The organism is uncultured Veillonella sp. (assembly GCF_934230905.1).
Classification (GTDB): domain Bacteria; phylum Bacillota; class Negativicutes; order Veillonellales; family Veillonellaceae; genus Veillonella.
On sequence record NZ_CAKQFJ010000007.1, the window covers coordinates 46,101 to 61,985 of the forward strand.

Sequence of the window (15,885 nt, forward strand, 5' to 3'; positions counted from 1 at the left end):
CAGATGAATTATCAAAAGTATTTTAGAAACTTAAGTATCATCTTATATAAAAATAATGATTAAGGGATAGCAGATAAAAAGGTGAGTGTAATGCGTATTTTATTAGCAAATTTAACAAAGATGGTAGGCGATACAGGCGGCCTTGCTAAGGTGACGGATGCGTTTGCCAATGAGATGCAGCGCCGTGGGCACGAGGTGAGCCTTGTGTATAGCGATGTGCAAACTGGGGATTTCTACTTTCCTCTTGATGCGGGCATCGAGGCATATGATCTATGTCATTATGAGGGTGAAAGTCATTCTATCCCTCTTTGGTATAAGGCAAAACGGGAGATTTTGCGTGCCTTTGACAAGCGTAAAGCACGTGGTGTGAATAATGAGTTTACGAAGAAGTATTTACTAGGTCATCTTCAGTCTGTACTAGATCGAACCAAGCCAGATGTAATCGTATCGTATCAACCAGCAGCCTCAAAGGCTTTGTTGCTTGACTTGAAAACTAATATTCCTGTCATTACTATGAGCCATGGTGATCCTGAGGATTATTTTCATACCTACCCTGTAGAGGAGGTTGAAGCGGTTGCAAAGAGTACGGTAAACCAAGTGTTATTACCATCTTTTGAATCTCATATTAAAAATCATCTACCAGAGGCTAAGACTGTTGTTATTGGTAATGCTATCCCTCAATATGCGGAGCAGGCGGAGCTTTCACAGGCAAAAGATCGTTATAAAATCGTATTTGTAGCGCGACTTGATAAGAACCATAAACGACCACATTTATTGATTGAGGCATTTGCGCCATTGGCCGCGAAGTATCCGAACTGGGATATCGAATTATGGGGCCAAGAGGACCGCAAGATTTACAAGAAAGAATTGGATATGATCGTATCCAAGGCGGGACTTGGAGACCGTGTTCATTTTATGGGGACGACCACCGATGTACCAAGTGTACTCGTTACGGCAGATATATTTGCCTTCCCAAGTGCCTATGAAGGATTTGGGCTTTCACTAGGAGAAGCGATGAGCATGGGCTTGCCAGCAATTGGCTATAAATCCTGTTCTGCTGTTAATGAACTTATCATCGATGGGGAAACAGGCATCTTATGTGATGATGGGGTAACACCATTGACGGAGGCCTTGGAACGCTTGATGCAAGATCAAAACCTCCGCGTTACTATGGGCCAAGCTGGACGTAATCGTATGAAACAATTCAGCCCAGAATCTATTTGGGGACAGTGGGAAGATTTATTGAAACAGATAAGTAATCGATAAATAAAAATAAATGAAAATTTCATGAATATTTAAATGATATTTAATCTCTATATGATACAGTATACGTATATCTTGTAAAGGTATACGTATTATTTGTATGGAAACATGGACACATAGGGGTAAGCGTATTGCTTTGCAAGATCGTATAGTAATTGTTTTTAGTGAAAAGAAGAGGTATTGTATTATGAAAAAACAATTCGCAGCAATCTTTGCAGCAACAGCAGTGTTGGGTGTAACTACTGCATTTGCAGCTAACCCATTCTCCGATGTAACTCCTGATTCTTGGGCATACCAAGCAGTTTCTCAATTAGCAGCTGCTGGTATCGTTAACGGTTATCCAGATGGCACTTTCAAAGGTCAAAATGATATCACTCGTTATGAAATGGCTCAAATGGTAGCAAAAGCTATGGCTAACCAAGACCGTGCTAATGCAGAACAACAAGCTATGATTAATCGTTTGGCTGATGAATTCTCCAACGAATTGAACAATTTGGGCGTTCGTGTAGCTCGTTTGGAAGATCGCGTTGGTAATGTGAAAGTAACTGGCGATATGCGTCTTCGTTATCTTGGTGCTCAAAAGAAAGATGGTCACTATGTAACTACTGATGGTGATTACAGTAAACATTCCCAATTTGATGCTCGTGCTCGTGTTCAATTTAATGCAAAAGTAAATGACCGTACAGAAGCTGTTGTTCGTATGACTTCTGATGATTTCGAATTAGGGGATGCTACTAATGGTGGCAATGCAAGTGCATCCATTGATCGTGCTTATGTAAATCATAAATTTGGTGAACGCGTATCTGTGAAAGCAGGTCGTTTTGATCAAACTATCGGTAATGGCTTGATTTATGATGATGCATTTGATGGTGCTCAATTCAACGCAGGCAACGATAAAGTTCAATTCCAAGCTGCTTATGGTTATGCAGTAGAAGGTGCAGTTAAAGGTAAAAATCAAAAACAAAATAGTACTTTCACATATGCAAGCATCAAAGGTAATTTGAATAAACATGTGAACCTTGGTGGCTTCTATGCACGTAATAACAAACATAAATCTGATAATACGGATTTCAAAAACTTGTATGGTTTCAGCACAGATGTAAACTTTGATAAAGTTTGGGTTGGTGGTGAATATGTTAAAGGTGCAGGCATGACTAAAGGTTCTGCTTGGACAGCAGGTGTTGGTTATGGTGCATATGATCAAGCTAAAAAAGGTACTTGGGATGTAAAAGCTCAATACTTTAACTTTGGTCGATACATGGGTGCAACTTCCTCTACATGGGATATTGCATATGACTTCACTCAAAAACCTGACTTCAATGGTTTCAAAGGTTGGTTGGCAACTGCTAACTATGCATTACAAGATAATGTAGGCTTGACTGCATACTATGGCTTCAATAATAAAACTAATAAAGCAACAGGTACTAACGATAAATTATCCAATTACTACCGTGTTGATCTTAACTACCAATTCTAATCGTATAGATTAGTGTAGTTCAAGAATATGCAAAGGGCTGCAATTAGAATGTGGTTAAACCACACTCTGTTGCAGCTCTTTAGTTTAGGATATTATTAATTTTGGATCAGAAGGTGTTTTTATATGAAACTTCCTTTTACATGTCCTCAATGTGATCAAGAAAATAGAGAAAAAGGGGTTTTTATTCCCTCTATTGAACAAAGAGATATTATTATAACAAATCAAATTACATATGAATATACTTGTTCAAAAGGGCATCAATGCTTTTATGTACTACAAATAGAACGGTTTGAAATGTTATATAAATTAGCAATTCATGAATTTCTAGAAAATAATTTTAGAGCTTGTGTGATTAATTGTGCGGCAGCGTTGGAACGATTTTACGAATTTTTTTTACAAGTTGTATTTCATCATAATGGGTATAGTAATGAGAAGTTTTATGAAGAAATATGGTTGCCTATTAAAGATAGGAGTAAAAGACAAGAAGCGTTATTTAAAGATACATTTATAGAATTGACCTCAACAGAAAAGACACCTATTCTTAAAGATACGTTTCGTAAATTTAGAAATCATATTGTTCATCAAGGGGAATTTCCTAAAAGGGAGCAGACAAGAGATTTTGCAGATACTATTTTCAGGATTATTGGAATTGGTTTATATACATTACACAAATATTGTGATTCTTCTATTGAAGTCATAAAGCATGAACATCTTCAAAGGCGATTTAGATCTAGACCTAATTGTAATTTACATAGTACAACTATATTTCTAAATACTAACTTTCCATTATGTGATAAAATTTGGACATCAAATGATTTTAATATATTTGTAAAGAATACAGCTAAAGAACATGAGGTTTATGAAGTTTATCTTAAGCAGGCAATACCTATTTTACATATGTTACAAGGGAGTACTAACTCAAAAGACTTAAGAGAAATTTTAGTGAAGATGATAATGGATGTATTAGATGATAATAGTATTAATAGTTTATTTCTATTAGTTACACAGATTTGCGATGAGCTAAATTCTTCTCAGGATAAAAGTCATAAGAAATAAACTTTCTATTTAGAAAGGAATTATATATCTATAGGTAGAAATAGGTCTGTAACAGATGTGGTTTTACCACAGTTTGGTTACAGACCTTTTTTATTTATTGTCTTTAGACTGGTTCGCGACGTAGTCGCGAATCATAAAACCACCCGCTATGCGGGTGCGGCAACGAAAGTTATACAAAAAAATCACCTTACTTAAGTATAATGTAGGTGTTCAAGCCGCATTATATGCAAAAGAAAGGTGATTTTATATGGCAACAAAGACACAGAGCCTTGCGCACACAAAATGGTTATGCAAATACCACATAGTATTTACACCTAAGTATAGACGTAAAGTTATATATAATCAATACAGAAATAGTTTACGTGAAATACTGAGACGTTTATGTGAATATAAGGGCGTCAAGATTATAGAGGGGGAGCTTATGGCAGATCATGTGCATATGCTAGTATTAATCCCACCTAAAATATCAGTTTCATCTTTTATGGGATATTTAAAAGGTAAAAGTGCACTAATGATGTTCGATAAACACGCAAACTTAAAGTATAAATTTGGAAATAGACACTTTTGGTCCGAGGGTTATTATGTTAGTACAGTAGGTTTAAATGAGGCTACAGTAAAGAAATATATACGTGAGCAAGAGTTACATGACCAAATGAAAGATAAACTTAGTGTAAAAGAATATGAGGACCCTTTTAAGGGTAGCAAGTAATACATATCCCCTTTAAGGGGACCGTTACGAGTCAATGGCTATGCGGCTTGAACGTAGTGAAAGCCAGCGCCTTTAGACGCTGGCCTAGTACTACGGGCTTATAGCCCGTGAGCAAACCACCCGTTTTACGGGTGGTTCTGATTCTAACCTTAGACAGTCGACTGTTTATGCTGTAAATCGTATATTATTTTATATATTTAACGGTTTTTTCGTCAAATGAATAAAATTATATTGAAAAATAGATCAAGTTTATGTATGATGAGAGTAGTTGGAGGTGAATTATGTTAGTAAATATTAGTGCAAGTAATTTTAAATCATTTGATAAAATAGAACGTTTATCGATGATATCTTCTAGTAAGATTCAAACTCATACAGATCATGTTCAGAAAATTAAAGATACTAAAATCTTAAAGAATGCGGTTATTTATGGTGCTAATGCATCAGGCAAATCTAATTTGGTTGAAATCTTGCAATTTATGCAGTGGACTTTACAACATGGATTACCTTTTGAATCAAGATTATTTTTTTCTCGAACTAAAGCGCATAATGAACATATAGATAGTGAATTTGAGTTACAATTTACTCTTAATGGAAAGTTTTATGCTTATGGTTTTTCCGTATTATTATCTGAAGGGAGAATAACGGGAGAATGGCTATATGAATTACGGCCACATGGGTCTGCTAAGCTTTTATTCGAAGTAGAGAATGCGATGCCTACGTTGGGATCTTTAAAGCTAACAAAGGATGCTGTAAATCGATTTACCATATATGCCGAAGATTTTTCTCAACAAGATCAAAATCGTTTATTTTTAGGCGTTATGAATCATGGTAAAGATATAAATAGGTTAAAAGGCTTAGAATTTTTATTTGAAATCTATGATTGGTTGTGTAACCATATTGTAATTATTACACCGAATACAATCCTCAATAGTTTTTCATATTACTATCAAGAAGGCTCACTAGAAAAAATTAGCAAGTTACTTGCTGATTTTGATACCGGTATTAGTAATGTTGCGATAAAAAAAATTACACAAGAGGAGTTAAAACAGTCCTTACCAATAGAAGTCTATAATAAATTGATAGAGAAAATTAAATTAAGTACTACAGAATTTAAAGGTGGTAAACTGATTATGCGTAGTCATGATATGTTCTTTGCTATAGACTTTCAAGATATAGAACATCCTGATATTACAACATTATGTTTACACCATGGCGAGTCACCATTCGATTTTTCTTTCAAAGAAGAATCTGATGGGACACAACGTATCTTTGATTTATTAGATTTAATATTATCTAATCAGGAGCATACGGTGTATATTATCGATGAATTAGAACGTAGCTTACATCCTAATCTTACGAAACATTTCCTAGAACTGTTTATGGAAACTCATAAGAATTCTGATACTCAATTACTATTTACTACTCATGAATCAAGCATTATGGATTTAAAATTATTTAGACGTGATGAAATTTGGTTTATAGAACGAGATTATGAAAACTGTAGTCATATTTATTCTCTTGCTAAATTCAAGGAACGCTATGATACAAAATTGAGTAAAGCCTATTTAGAAGGGCGATATGGTGCTATACCGGTGTTATCTTCTATTGTGTCCATTAAAGGAGAGTAATTATGGGCCTTCGAGAATTTTCTAATTGGAATGTACGAGATGATAAAGAAGAAGTAGAACCTTTAAAGAAGTATATATTTTTGTGTGAAGGTAGTGTAACGGAAGTAGCCTATTTTAAGCACTTAATGAAAATTCGAAGAAAGTTAGGTATACATCCTTTTATTGATATAAGCATTTTAGAGAGGACCGAAGGTGATGTGAGTATATCTGCACCTAAGCGATTAGTTCAATTCGGGAGTGAGTATAAAACTAGAGATTGTTTTGACGGTGAAAGAGATACTATTGTTGTCGTATTTGATGCAGATGTTTTTGAACGTGGGCAACCTCATTACTCTGATATTCTTGAAAATGCTCGGCAAGAAAATTTTGTTGTAGGTGTTACTAATCCTTGCTTTGAATTATTTTTATTGTTACATTACGAAAATGGATTTTCTGAATATATTAAACCAAATATTTCGGAATTATTATCCCCAAAAGGATTGAAAAATAAATTAGCCTATTCCATATTAAAACAACAGGCTGGTGTAGATTCAAAAAGTAATAAGGCTATTGGTGAATTAGCTGAATTTGTTACTATTGCTATAGAAGAAGAGCGCTTTTTGAATCAAGATATTAATGATTGTAAAGGTAAAATTACCAGTAATATAGGTCAAATTATTGATGACATATTACATGATTCTTTATGAATAAAAACTATGGGATATATAATTATTATGTGATGCATCGTAAGGCTGTACCAGAATGTGAGTTAATCATATTTTGGTACAGCCTTTTTAATTTCATGTTTTGTTAAAAATGAAAAAAATATGAAAATTTTATGATATTCTTAACGAAAATTTATCTCTCATTGTTATACTAAAAAAAAGACTATAGTTGTATACTTTCGCTATAAGAGAATAATCATGCATATTTTTAAGCAACTATAGAGTGTGTAATATAGTTTTTAGAGAGGTATTTTTATGAAACGACAATTTGCTACTATGGTAGCTTCAACTGCTATATTAGGTGTAACAACTGCATTTGCAGCCAATCCATTTTCTGATGTAACACCAGATTCTTGGGCTTATCAAGCTGTATCTCAATTAGCAGCAGCTGGTATCGTTAATGGGTATCCAGATGGGACTTTCAAAGGCCAAAAGGATATAACTCGTTTTGAAATGGCTCAAATGATTGCAAAGGCGATGGCTAACCAAGACCGTGCGAATGCAGAGCAACAAGCGATGATTAATCGTTTAGCCGATGAATTCTCTAATGAATTGAATAATTTAGGCGTTCGAGTAGGCCGATTAGAAGATCGTGCTGGTAATGTGAAGGTTAACGGCGATGTACGGTTGCGTTATCTTAGCACTAAGGCTATGGGCGAAAATTTTATAAGAAGTGATGGGGAGTATAGTAAAAAGTCCCAATTTGAGGCGCGTGCTCGTATCAAATTTAATGCGAAGATTAACAATCATACTGATGCTGTTGTACGTATGACCGTGAAAGAGTATGAACTTGGTGATACCATAGATCTTGGTACTACTGAACCGTCTGATACAGCTTTCATTGATCAGGCCTATGTTAATCACCGATTTGGTAATCATGTATCTGCAAAATTGGGCCGCTTTAATCAAGTTATCGGAAATGGGTATCTCTATGATGATGCTTTTGATGGGGCTCAAATCAATATTGGTAATGAAAAAGTTCAATTACAAGCAGCATATGGTTATTTCTTAAAAGGTAGATTTCTTAATTCTTCTACAGAAGATAATGACACTGTTACCTATACTAGTCTTAGAGGTCAGTTACATAAACATATGAATGTAGGTGGTTTCTTTGCTCGTATGAATGCAATAAATAATAGGGGGTTCTCATTTAGAACGTTTTATGGTTTCCACACTGATATGAATTTTGACAAGGTTTGGATTGGTGGCGAATGGGTGAAAGCAGCCCATACGGAACATGGTACAGGCTGGACTGCTGGTGTCGGTTATGGTGATTATGATATAGCTAAACAGGGAACTTGGGATGTAAAAGCTCAATATTTTAATCTTGATGAAAATATGGGCGCTATATCTTCTAAATGGAATCTTGCTTATGATTCTACACAAACTTTAAATGATGGACATTATTGGTTCAATGGTTATAAAGGTTGGTTAGGCACTGTAGATTACGCATTACAAGATAATCTAGGACTTAGTGTATATGCTGGATTTAAGGGTAAAACAAAACCAGAACTTGCTAGTGAGTATCGTTCATTGTCTAATTACTACCGTGTAGAGCTTAATTATCAATTTTAATTTGTGCATATTCTTTATAACCGATTGTGTGTGATAGTTATAAGCTTTAGAGTGGGGGAAAATTATGAAACGACAATTTGCTGTTATAGTAGCGTCAACGGCTGTATTAGGCATAACGACTGCCTTCGGAGCAAATCCATTTTCCGATGTAACGCCTGATTCTTGGGCGTATCAATCTGTATCTCAATTGGCGAGCGCAGGCATTATTAATGGCTATCCAGATGGGACTTTCAAAGGCCAGAAGGATATAACCCGTTTTGAAATGGCCCAAATGATTGCAAAGGCCATGGCTAACCAAGATCGTGCGAATGCAGAACAACAGGCGATGATTAATCGCTTAGCTGATGAGTTCGCCAATGAGTTGAACAATTTGGGCGTTCGTGTTGGTCGTTTAGAGGATCGCGTAGGTAATGTGAAAGTATCTGGCGATGTGCAGTTTTTATTACGCCGTTCCTTTACGAAAAATGGCGTACTAATCGGTCAAGGCGGTCAATATTACAAGCCATCCAAATTTGATGTTAGTAGTCGTGTGCAGTTTAACGCAAAGGTGAATGACCGCACCGATGTAGTGGCTCGTTTTAGAACGTATCAAATGGAATTTGGCGACGGTGATGAAATCTACTCTGCTCTTACCATCGATCGGGGCTATGTAAATCATCAATTTGGTAATCATACGTCTGTAAAGGTGGGCCGTTTTAATCAAGTCATCGGTAATGGTTTATTGTATGACGATACATTCGATGGTATTCAGTTCAACACTGGTAACGACAAAGTTCAACTTCAATTAACTCATGGCTATGCGATGGCAGAGAACAATGAAAACCGTTTCTTGCCAGAGCGAGATCAATATAATTATGCAGGCCTCAAAGGTACATTACATAAGCATATTGATGTGGGTGCATTCTACTCTCGTCATAGAAGAGATAAATCCGGTTATTTTAATACATACGGTAATTTGTATGGTGTAAGCACAGATATGAATTTTAATAAGCTTTGGGTTGGCGGCGAATGGGCGAAAGCGGTTGGCACCGCACATAGCCATGCTTGGACTGCTGGTATCGGCTATGGTAATTACAATGCTGCGAAAAAAGGAACTTGGGATGTAAAGGCGCAATACTTTAGCTTTGATCAAAATTTAGCACCTTATGCGTCTAAATGGAAATTCCCATTTGATGCTAATAATCTCCATTGGGATTATAATGCGACACCACCGTCTGTTGTGTCTACATTCCGTGGTTTTAGAGGCTGGATGGCCACTGTGGACTACGCATTGCAAGATAATGTGAGTCTCAATGCATATTATGGATTTAAGAATAAAACGCATCGCATCGATAGTTCACTTAATGAATATTTACCAAACTACTACCGTGTAGAGCTTAATTATCAATTCTAATCAAATAAACTAGTACAATTTAGTTACATATAAAGAGATGACGAAATGAATATTTTGTCATCTCTTTTGTCATGGTAGAGGTTTTATGTTTATCCCCATGAAAATCCAATGAACTTTATAATAAATTATAAAATAATTGTTATAGTATGTTATACTTATGTTATATTCTGTAATGTAACGGTTATTACCTATAAGGGGTTAGGGAGATACAGTGTTAGTAGGCCGAGTTGCAGATGTGTATGGTTCTTTTTTGGAGAGAGGTATAGTTATGAAAAAACAATTTGCCGCTATCTTTGCAGCAACTGCTGTGTTGGGTGTAACAACTGCATTTGCTGCCAACCCATTTTCCGATGTAACCCCTGATTCTTGGGCATACCAAGCTGTATCCCAATTGGCTAGCACTGGCATCATTACTGGCTATCCAGATGGTACTTTCAGAGGCGAAAATGGTATTACTCGTTTCCAAGTAGCACAAATGGTAGCGAAAGCGCTTGCTAACCAAGATCGTGCGAATGCGGAACAACAAGCCTTGATTAATCGTTTGGCTGACGAATTCTCTAACGAATTGAATAATTTGGGCGTTCGTGTGGCTCGTTTAGAAGATCGCGTTGGTAATGTGAAAGTAACCGGTGACATGCGTCTTCGTTATTTTGGTTCCCAAAAGAAAAATGGTCACTATGTAAATGCTATGGGCGATTATAGCAAAGGTTCTCAATTCGACGCGCGTGCTCGCATTCAATTTAATGCGAAGGTAAATGACCGCACAGATGCTGTGGTTCGCGTAACATCTGAGGACTTTGAATTTGGCGATGCTACGACTGGTGGCAATGCAACGGCTAGTATTGACCGGGCTTATGTAAATCACAAATTTGGTGAACGCGTGTCTGTGAAAGCTGGTCGTTTCGATCAAATGCTTGGTAATGGTTTGATTTACGATGATACATTTGACGGCGTTCAATTCAATGCAGGCAACGATAAGGTTCAATTCCAAGCAGCTTACGGTTATGGTGTGGCAGGTGCTTTTGATGGTCTAACTAAAAAATCCAACAAAACATTTACCTATGCAGGACTTAAAGGTCAACTTAATAAACATGTAAATCTTGGCGGCTTTTATGCACGTAGAAATGCGCACAAATCCGGCAGTGATGACCTTAAAAACATGTATGGCTTCAGCACAGATCTAAACTTTGATAAAGTTTGGATTGGCGGCGAATGGGTGAAAGCTGCTGGCGTTTCTCACGGTTCTGCATGGACTGCTGGTCTTGGCTATGGTAACTATGACCAAGCAAAACGCGGTTCTTGGGATGTAAAAGCACAATACTTCAACTTCGGTCAAAACCTAGGCGCCGCATCCTCCACATGGGATATTGCCTACGATACAACCAATACAGCTTGGGTGGCTACACCAACTGGTGCAATTAGTGCAAGAAACTACCAAGGCTTCAAAGGCTGGTTATTAACTGCTAACTACGCATTACAAAAGAACCTTGGTGTAACTGCATACTACGGTTTCAATAACAAAACGAACAAGGCTACCGGCAATAACGAAACACTTTCCAACTACTACCGCGTAGACCTTAACTACCAATTCTAATATGATGATTGGTATCGTTCATACCTAAAATAATCCCCTTGATGAGTCTGGGTACTTATCAAGGGGATTTTAAATTAGAACAGGTCTGTTCTAATTTTTAGGAGAGGTATTAAGGGGTGCGGTCAATACTACAGGCCTGTTTTAATTTTCAGAAGAGATATCAAGAGGTTGAGTTATCACCTCTAGAATTAATATATCTCCTCGTGATATATTACATATAAGTAGTATTCTTACGTTCATATGTATAAGGAGACACTCTATGTTTAGCTTTCAAAGTGAGTTATTATTACGTTTACAGAAACAATTTGTATCTGAACATGAGGCTGAATTCAAATCTATTGAGGATTTGATAGAATCATTTATGACTCAATATAATCGTGGTGATTTTAATGATACGATAGAAATGAAATTACGTGATTTATACGAGGCTGCAAAAGAGGCTGATACGACTGAGGAATCAAAGAAATTGTACAATAAGATTCTTACATTATGCCCTGACGAAGTAGATGCTAAACGGGAACTGATAGCTCTTGAGTTGCATCCAAGCTTTCAACTTCATCAGCTAAAACAGCTAGTAGAATCGTTGAAAAAGCCTAAGAAAATGGATTGGCATATAATAGAGGCGCGTCCTTATATGCGCTGCCTCATCGACATGGGGATGATATATTTAGAATATAATATGTATAATGATGCGATTGCATGCTTTACGCCTGTCTTTCACGGGGACAAGCAAGATCATTCGGGATTTCTTGTGTATATGATGGTTGCTTGTTGTGGTGCCGCCAACTGGGATTGCGGCCGCAAGGTGTACCAACGCTATCTTGCATGTTGCGATGATATACAAAATGCATTTAATCAGGCGCCAGATATCATGTTGCCGATGCATATGCTGTATATTTTATTGGCTTTGCAGTGTGGTGAAAGTAAGATTGCCCATGATGTATTAGCAGATCTTGTAGACGAATATGAAGATATTGATTGGTTATTACAAGATGCAACGCGGTGGAACGATTTTGTAGAAGACCATTTAGAGACCATTATGTATATGGTAGACCAAGTGATTGACATTGATTTCGATCCACGGGAATTAATAAGCTTATATATTGCTATCTCATTTTTACCGACTCAATTGGTGAATTTTGAAAGCCCATTATGGCAGACTTTATATGATGCGTATGAACGTGTTACCGGTCTAATTGTTGTGAATCGGTACTCTAATGATAGTTATATGGGAAAATGCGAGGCAGTTCATGTGAGTCCCGTAGAGGTTGCTAAAGAAGGGGCTGTGCGTAGCAATCCGGTATATGACAATATACGGTTTGGTGCACAGATTACACTTTCACAAGCTGGCCTATACACAGTAGGTGATTTTAAAACAATTACTAAACAAGAAGTATTAATGCTACCGGGCATTGGTAAAAAAACGGTGGAACAACTAGAGCATAATGGTGTTATATTTAAAGCCTAAGATGTGACTTGAGTTCACTAGCTATCCAAGGATAACAAAGGGCTATTTGTCTTTTCCATAACTAAAACAATCCCCTTGATGAGTATCTAGGTACTCTTATCAAGGGGATTTTAAATTAGAACAGGCCTGTTCTAATTTTCAGGAGAGGTGTTAATGGGCTCAGCCAATACTACAGTCCTGTACTAATTTTATTTCTCTCATATTTACAAACAACAAATTATAAATTATAATTTAAGATAATTTATGATTTGTTTATATTGTGAGAGTGAGAGGACTTTTATGAGACATGTAAGTAAAGCAAAGCTATCGCTAGCTGTAGCGCTGACGATTGCTGGATCTGTAATGCCTAATATGATGGTAGATGCGGCGTATACCGCTCCGTATACTAATAATGCAGATATCGTAGCTAACAGTGATGATATGATACGTGTATTCCCAGAATACGATAAAAATATATCTTCTATAGTAGCGAATGGTGGTATGGTTATTATTGAAGATGGACGTTCTCATATTGGTTATGGTCATAGTGCATTTGCTACTAGTAAAAATGGTGGTACCATTACATTGAAAGAAGGTGTGTATTATTCTGGTAGCGTGAGTACACCTGTTGCTCTTGCTCAAGGCGGCGCAATTAATATAGGCGTTCAGGACCAAGATGGCCAGTTTACGGGTGATAAAATATTCGTTGAAGGCGATGTTATAGTTAAAAATGATCCAATTCATAGCTCAACCATTAATATCGGTATAGATGGTGAGGAATCCAATTGGTCTGGGCTAGCTTTCAATTTATCTGATGAAAATAGGCGAAATTTTAATAATATCAATGTGTTCCTTGGTGAAAGAGGGGATTGGGAGCTTTTGTATCAAGGCGGCCTTAGTGGCACTAACCTTGATAGCAGTACGATGCCTAGCCGTGTACATCGACTCGTTGGCTCTACGAATCGTAATTTCCAAAATATGGTAGAGCAAAATGAGCATAATAAACTCTATATTGATAAGCTCGAAGGCCATGTGAATTTTATTTATGATCCTAATGAGGAATATGCAGATACCGAGGATCCAGAATATACACCGCCAACCACAACATATAATGGTTTAACGGCTGATTCCTTCTGGGGTGGTGATATTCATATCACAAGTGCAGCCCCTAATTCTGGCGCTCATCTATACACCAGCCGCAAAGGACTAGACTTGTCTACTGAGGATAATGTAAATAAGGTTTTAGATAACCTTGCACATAAGGTGTATTACCATAATTATGTGACTGGTGAAAGAAACCTTGAAGGCACAGTAGCTATTGCCTCTGAAGGTGCTGAGTCTGGACGTTTTAAGGTATTAACGTCTGGCTATGCTAAAGAAGGTGCTATTACATGGCAAGCCGATCAAAACGGACAAGGTAAATATGTATATGATAATACAACAGTAACACCTACACCGCAACCGACGCCAACACCAACACCAGCGCCACAACCGGTACCAACGCCACAACCGACACCAACGCCACAACCGGCGCCAACACCAGCGCCACAACCGATACCAACGCCGGCTCCAACACCGGCACCAGCGCCAACACCGGCGCCACAACCGGCACCAGCGCCAACACCGGCACCACAACCGGCACCAGCGCCTACTCCAACACCGCAACCTGCACCACAACCGGTGCCAACCCCAACACCTGCTCAAACAACGGCATATGATACTCCGCATATGCGTGGCGCTCGTTCTGCGATTATGAGTAATATCAACGGCTGGCGCACATTAACAAATATGTATCGCCCTCGTGCATTGCAACAAGGTGCAACAACAGGTATTTGGGCTCATATCGGTGGCGGTCAATACAGCTATGATGCACAAGGTATTGATACCGACACAACCTATACACGCATTCAAGGTGGTTACGATGCTAAAACTAGCAGCGGCTGGACCGTAGGCGGTCAAGTGTCTTACCTTCGTGGTCACGATGATTATGTGTTCAATGGCTCTGGCAAAGAAAAGGCCTTAGCTGTTGGTGCATATGGTTTGAAAGACCTTGGCCGAGATCAATACATTCAACTTGAATCCCAAGTTGGTCGCGTAACGAATACTTTCACAGCTCGTAATGAAATTGGTGAAAGCCTATCTGGCGAAACGAAGGCTAATGCATACACTATCGGCGCTCGCTATGGTAAGACTGTGAGGTTACAAAATGGTGTATACATCGAACCTCAAGCACAATTGAGCTATACTCACTTTGGTGGAGATAGCTTTAATGCAGGCACTATGCATGTAGACCAAGCTGGCGTTAGCAGCACTGCTGGCGGTCTTGGCCTTGAAATTGGCAAGACCTTTGGCGCAGGCAGTATCTATACTCGTGTCGGCGTTAACCATGCCTTTTCTGGTTCGGTGAAAACTACATACACAAGTGGTTCCACTGTAAAATCCACAGAACAAGACCTTAAAGGCACATGGACTGATCTTGCATTCGGTGGCCGCTATGGCATCAATGTTAACAATAGCCTTTATGCTGATATTAGCACCGGATTATCTGGTGACTATAAAGCAGGATGGTCTGTGAACGCTGGATTTACACATAAATTCTAAGATATGTTTACCTAAAATAATCTGAGAATATAGTCGATATATAAATAGCCCCAGAGTACTAACAGCTGTATATATTAGCTGTTAGTACTCTGGGGCTTTTATAAATATGGTCTCTTTAGAATTAGAACAGGCCTGTTCTAATTTCTAGGAGAGGTGTTAAGAGGTCTCTCCAATACTACAGGCCTGTACTAATTTATGAAACATCATATATGTATTGAGTTCATTTGAATTTGACGATATATATAATTATCTTTATAATATAAGAAGATAGTCAGACGAGTAGTTCCGTCAGGCTCATCTCAAGAAGTATAAAAGTGATGAAATGGCCTTTCAGTTACCTAGCTATTTTAGGATAACGAAGGGCTATTTGTCTTTTCCAAGACAAATAAGAGCCACAAGTGCACCAAAGGCAATAACAACAGTCATCACCTCTAGAAT

Annotated in this window: 11 protein-coding genes; all 11 read left to right on the plus strand. The window is 37.7% G+C overall.

The annotated features are described in order from the left end of the window. Window positions 1-90 precede the first annotated feature (90 nt). The 11 genes from Q0E20_RS02960 to Q0E20_RS03010 all read left to right on the plus strand — a co-directional run bounded on the left by Q0E20_RS02960 (window position 91) and on the right by Q0E20_RS03010 (window position 15,447). The gene (locus tag Q0E20_RS02960; protein ID WP_295996066.1) at window positions 91-1,266 is read left to right on the plus strand and encodes a glycosyltransferase; all 1,176 of its coding nucleotides are present in this window, start codon (window positions 91-93) and stop codon (window positions 1,264-1,266) included. 184 nt (window positions 1,267-1,450) lie between these two features. Further along, window positions 1,451-2,740, plus strand: a complete 1,290-nt coding sequence (locus Q0E20_RS02965; RefSeq protein WP_295996070.1) for an S-layer homology domain-containing protein — start codon at window positions 1,451-1,453, stop codon at window positions 2,738-2,740. Window positions 2,741-2,863: 123 nt separating this feature from the next. Continuing rightward, window positions 2,864-3,796, plus strand: a complete 933-nt coding sequence (locus tag Q0E20_RS02970) for a hypothetical protein (protein ID WP_295996072.1) — start codon at window positions 2,864-2,866, stop codon at window positions 3,794-3,796. A gap of 247 nt (window positions 3,797-4,043) precedes the next feature. Continuing rightward, on the plus strand, window positions 4,044-4,505 hold the full coding sequence (tnpA, locus tag Q0E20_RS02975) for an IS200/IS605 family transposase (protein WP_005380067.1): 462 nt from the start codon (window positions 4,044-4,046) through the stop codon (window positions 4,503-4,505). A 281-nt stretch (window positions 4,506-4,786) separates the two neighbouring features. Then, window positions 4,787-6,133, plus strand: coding sequence for an ATP/GTP-binding protein (locus Q0E20_RS02980; protein ID WP_295996075.1), 1,347 nt, complete (start codon window positions 4,787-4,789; stop codon window positions 6,131-6,133). Window positions 6,134-6,135: 2 nt separating this feature from the next. Further along, window positions 6,136-6,819, plus strand: coding sequence for an RloB family protein (locus Q0E20_RS02985; protein ID WP_295996078.1), 684 nt, complete (start codon window positions 6,136-6,138; stop codon window positions 6,817-6,819). 273 nt (window positions 6,820-7,092) lie between these two features. Then, window positions 7,093-8,412, plus strand: coding sequence for an S-layer homology domain-containing protein (locus tag Q0E20_RS02990; protein ID WP_295996080.1), 1,320 nt, complete (start codon window positions 7,093-7,095; stop codon window positions 8,410-8,412). Between the two features lie 64 nt (window positions 8,413-8,476). Next, window positions 8,477-9,805: an S-layer homology domain-containing protein gene (locus Q0E20_RS02995; protein WP_295996083.1), complete on the plus strand. Its 1,329-nt coding sequence runs from the start codon at window positions 8,477-8,479 to the stop codon at window positions 9,803-9,805. A 268-nt stretch (window positions 9,806-10,073) separates the two neighbouring features. After that, window positions 10,074-11,399 carry an S-layer homology domain-containing protein gene (locus Q0E20_RS03000; RefSeq protein ID WP_295996085.1) on the plus strand — a complete coding sequence of 442 codons (1,326 nt, stop codon included), beginning with the start codon at window positions 10,074-10,076 and terminating at the stop codon, window positions 11,397-11,399. A gap of 259 nt (window positions 11,400-11,658) precedes the next feature. Then, on the plus strand, window positions 11,659-12,867 hold the full coding sequence (locus tag Q0E20_RS03005; RefSeq protein WP_295996087.1) for a lipopolysaccharide assembly protein LapB: 1,209 nt from the start codon (window positions 11,659-11,661) through the stop codon (window positions 12,865-12,867). Window positions 12,868-13,146: 279 nt separating this feature from the next. Further along, on the plus strand, window positions 13,147-15,447 hold the full coding sequence (locus tag Q0E20_RS03010; protein WP_295996090.1) for an autotransporter outer membrane beta-barrel domain-containing protein: 2,301 nt from the start codon (window positions 13,147-13,149) through the stop codon (window positions 15,445-15,447). Window positions 15,448-15,885: the final 438 nt, after the last annotated feature.